The organism is Enterocloster sp. 210928-DFI.2.20, assembly GCF_020554465.1.
Taxonomy (GTDB): Bacteria; Bacillota; Clostridia; order Lachnospirales; family Lachnospiraceae; genus Enterocloster; species Enterocloster bolteae.
In genome coordinates, this window is the sequence record NZ_JAJCHK010000077.1 from 1 (window position 1) to 2,654 (window position 2,654).

A 2,654-nucleotide genomic window follows, 5' to 3' on the forward strand; every position below is an offset into this window, starting at 1 on the left:
AAAAAGGAATCTGAAAGCCTTATATTTACTGGCTTAGAGATTCCGAGAGATTATAGATATGGTAAAGGAGGGTGTTATATGCAGGTGGATTTTAATAAGACTGAACTGCTCTATCTGGACATATTGGCAACGGAAAAATTGGATATTATAAAACACCGTCATGAACGGGATAAAAGAATCTTTGACACTTTGGATATTGATATTCATGAGCGTATTGTTTTATATGAATCCCAGATTAAGGCATTCACTGATATACATAACAAGATAGTTTCTGCGGTTGGTTCCTTGAGTTTGGACCCTACTGTTTAGTGCTTACTGATTACTAGACTTTCGCGAATAGTTGGAAAGGCCGTTCTATCCGGGCCTAACTATACCTGAGTTTAAATATAGATTTCATTTTCGCGCAATTTTCAGACATGTTGAAACCATCTCTTTCATCCAAACTGTTTTAATATTCCTGCTCCGGATGATAGAATTTTTTCATGTGATTATACATCGGGTCAACGACACCAAATATGGGAAGCTGTATATCGGATACGGACTGGTCCACAATGTCGCCGTTTATGACATACCAGTGATGATATGCACTGCCCTTCTGGTCTGAACCTGTAGGGTAAATGATTTCTGCGTTCACTGTATGCCCCGTATATTCGTTGAGACGGGCCAGAACCTGCTTCGCGGTTTCCTCCAGGGCATCTGCTTTCCCGGCATACTCAGCTTGCTCCATATCCTCCAAATAAAAATCCAGAGAAACGCTTAGATACCAGAGGTCCGGCTTCCTTTTGAAGATACCGGCATAATCAATATCATACAAACAAAAATCTGATTCTGGATTTTCCCAATCCATGCTGCTGTCAGATTCATCCAACAGGGGCGATGTCTTAAGCGCTACCTCTGCCCTGGGACTTATGTCTGCAGCAGGGTCCTTATACGGCCTGTCTGTTATATGGTCTCCGCTGACATAATAATTGAGAAATCTAATCCAGTACTCAGGCTGCCAACAGACAGCGGGAATAACAGGGCTGATTACATCCCTGGCATATACCTCTCCTGTCATGGTCTGGAAATTCTTTTCTATGCAGTATCCGAATGGGTGTTCCATACTCCTGTCCTTAAAGTTACTGAGCAGTATGGAGCGCTCCTGTCCGTCCTTATCCTTATAACCGATTTCCCATGTATAAATGTTAGTGGAATCAAAGGGCGTGACCGTATAGCCGCTCTCTTTCGCCAGCACCATCCACCCCTCTCCCAGCAGCCGATTCAGGTCATCATGGTATACCTTTGTATAATCCGTGGTTATATTATTTTCAAGGTGATCAATCATCTGATTGGCCAGCAAAAGTCCTGATATCATGACAATAAGGATGACTGCCGCCAGGATTCCTGTGCTCTTTTTCAATGGCTTCATTGTCTCCCCCTTTATCTGGTGTAGCTGAAATACAGAAAAATTGCTGTGGTTACCTGTTTACAGAAAAACATGAGCAGCAGATCCAGTCCAAGAATGATCAGACTGTTGGCCGTTGACAGTCCGCCGTCCTCTGCCAGCATCTTTTTTAACTCCGGGTTCTCTTCCTCTGCCCTGTTGTTACACCCATGAAAATCGAGAACTTCCCTGGTGTGTTTCCAGAACATCCGGTCCGCTATTTTTCCCAAAGGATAGAATTCCAACGCCAGCATAATAAGGAGGAACAGAAATACATAGCCGGTATCATAAGGCAGAGAACGGCTTCCCTTGTGCATCCATCCATAAGCGGCAGCCATCAGAGGGACTGCTGTCATATTGAGGACTATGAGCCACAGGGAAATGTCAAACATGCCTTTTTTGGCAAACCAAAGGTTTCCTCCAAATCCGGCGGAAGGGTTAAACTCCGGCTTGTTCTGGGCTTTTCTGAACCGTTCCAGTGTATCTTCTTCGGTATGAACCAGACAGTCCCGGATATCGGATACCAGGTAACCGTCTAACCGCATTTTATTATCTTCCGGACTGTTAACGCGCTTGGGCACGATTTTGAATCTATATTTACAGTAAGGGCATTGTATGCTGTCCTGTTCCAACTCTTTCTGGCAAATGGGGCATTTTATTTTTTTCATTTATGACCAGCCTTTCCCGCCAAAAGCTCTGTGGTGCCTGGCGCTGACTGCAAGTTTCAGTGAGGGGTTCAGTCAAAATCTATCTGTCTCTATTTTATCACATCTCACCTGGATAAGCCAGAAAAAGGAAGCCGCGCGCAGTGCTTCTATAGATATATTGGAGTGTTTGTGATATAGTGAAATTATCAGAAAATGATAAAGGAGAATGATAATGGATAATCGTGAAGTGATATGTTATTGCGCGGGTGTCACAAAGGCACAGATTCTGGAAGCTCTGGATAACGGCGCCCGGAACCTGGACGATATAAAACAAATGACAGGGGCATGCACTATTGGCAGATGTAAAGAATTAAGTCCCACAGGGAAATGATGTTCCTCTGCGATTATAGGTATAATCAGGGAATACAATAATATCTTTTCAATCCAGTCCAATCATATATACCAATCATAAGGTCCCATATTCCTTACATCTGCCGGCAAAGGGCTTCTGGATTCTGGAGGTTTTATGGGGTCTATACTGAATGTTGGGGTGTGCTGAAAAGCACACTTCCAACATTCTTTTC

4 protein-coding genes are annotated in these 2,654 nt (G+C 43.5%); 2 read left to right on the forward strand and 2 right to left on the reverse strand.

Features of this window, described 5'->3' with window-relative positions; translation table 11 throughout:
* On the forward strand, positions 1-309 hold a 309-nt coding region (locus LI015_RS27790; protein WP_227126764.1), incomplete at its 5' end, for a hypothetical protein.
* A gap of 139 nt (positions 310-448) precedes the next feature.
* On the opposite strand, the gene LI015_RS27795 is transcribed toward LI015_RS27790, so the two are convergent.
* Complete coding sequence (locus LI015_RS27795) at positions 449-1,408, reverse strand: hypothetical protein (RefSeq protein ID WP_054354273.1); 960 nt, start codon at positions 1,406-1,408, stop codon at positions 449-451.
* A gap of 11 nt (positions 1,409-1,419) precedes the next feature.
* The gene (locus LI015_RS27800) at positions 1,420-1,968 is read right to left on the reverse strand and encodes a hypothetical protein (protein WP_227126765.1); all 549 of its coding nucleotides are present in this window, start codon (positions 1,966-1,968) and stop codon (positions 1,420-1,422) included.
* 328 nt (positions 1,969-2,296) lie between these two features.
* On the opposite strand from LI015_RS27800, the gene LI015_RS28320 reads away from it, so the two are divergent.
* Entirely contained in the window at positions 2,297-2,542 is a 246-nt protein-coding gene (locus LI015_RS28320; protein ID WP_240162627.1) for a (2Fe-2S)-binding protein, read from the forward strand.
* The last annotated feature ends 112 nt before the right edge of the window (positions 2,543-2,654 follow it).

Bases quoted from the DNA above. Each gene is read 5' to 3' on its own strand.
- LI015_RS27795 (WP_054354273.1), bottom strand. From the start codon at position 1,408: ATGAAGCCATTGAAAAAGAGCACAGGAATCCTGGCGGCAGTCATCCTT.
- LI015_RS27800 (WP_227126765.1), bottom strand. From the start codon at position 1,968: ATGCGGTTAGACGGTTACCTGGTATCCGATATCCGGGACTGTCTGGTT.